Source organism: Okeania sp. SIO2F4 (assembly GCF_010672385.1).
GTDB lineage: Bacteria > Cyanobacteriota > Cyanobacteriia > Cyanobacteriales > Microcoleaceae > Trichodesmium.
Genome location: NZ_JAAHGT010000882.1, coordinates 1 through 1,190, shown reverse-complemented (window position 1 = coordinate 1,190; position 1,190 = coordinate 1). Strand labels below are relative to the sequence as shown.

Below are 1,190 nucleotides of genomic sequence, written 5' to 3'. Positions count from 1 at the left end.
ACTGTTTTAACCAAAGGTAATTATCAATTATAAATTATCCATTATCCATTAATGAAGTCTGGTTGATGATGAATTTAAAATCCCGACACAATTACATCAAATGGTGCTTTTAGATGAATTTTATTTATCCATTCTTATCCATTCTGGTAAACTATAATCTTGATTTATAAATTCTAAATCAGCTTGATAACCAGCATAAATATTACTTTTTGCAGCTTCAATCATTGTCTCTGAAAAGTCTAAAAATACTCCTTGAGAATCAGGGTCTTGACTGAGAATAGCCTGACCTAAAATACCACCACCACAACCTAAATCTAAAAAGTTATTCACTTGTGGTCTAGCCATCTGAATAATCCTCAATATAATCTCAATTTGTTCAGTAGCTAGAGGAATTGCACTTCTTACACCAGAAAGATATTTTTGTGAAAGTTATGCTGTTTTCCAGACTTGATAATCATTGTTCATTTTTCAAATTTCTAATATTCCTTAAATTAAGTCGGTGTAAACATTTAGTTTGCTTCTAGTACTAAACACATTAAACAGCTTAAGTTAAATTTAGATTTCATCTGAATTCATAGTAAGAGAAGAGGAAAAATATAGACTTTTTTTAGCATTCTTTGTTCTTGATTATTACTCTACTATGATCGCCGGATTTAGTATGACACCAGAAAGATATTTTTGTGAAAATTCTACTGTTTTCCAGACTCGATAATTATTGTTCATTTTTCAGATTTTTCCGTATATAAAATTATCTAAACATGATGCTTCTAACTACTAGAACGTGCCCTTAACTCTACTACATCTGCCTTAATTGTCATATCATAGTTACCAAAAAAATTTTGCCCCAGTAGTCCTAATTCTTTATTTGGAGGAGCGATCGCAATGTTAAACTGATTAATTGTCAGACCTCCCGCAGAAATAGAACTAACTATGCCAACTCCTAGTTCTACATTTTTGCCATCAGCTAAAGTAAAACTTCTTTTGTTAAAGGGTATAACTTTGAGAACTTTTGCCATTTCTTGAGTAATTAAAGTAGAACTAGCACCAGTATCTAGAATCATTTCATAAGTTTGATTACCATTAAAAGTAACATCAATTACAGGACTACCACCGCGACGACTTTTAATAGGTATTTGGTATATTCCTGCTGCAGTACTAGAAGTTGATACTTGTTCTGATAATTCTTCTGG

2 protein-coding genes are annotated in these 1,190 nt (G+C 31.4%); both read right to left on the bottom strand.

The annotated features are described in order from the left end of the window. Positions 1-120: 120 nt before the first annotated feature. The gene (locus tag F6K22_RS34390; protein ID WP_293108768.1) at positions 121-345 is read right to left on the bottom strand and encodes a class I SAM-dependent methyltransferase; all 225 of its coding nucleotides are present in this window, start codon (positions 343-345) and stop codon (positions 121-123) included. Positions 346-767: 422 nt separating this feature from the next. After that, positions 768-1,190 (bottom strand): retropepsin-like aspartic protease family protein (locus tag F6K22_RS34385; RefSeq protein ID WP_293108765.1); only part of this gene is annotated, 423 nt, incomplete at its 5' end.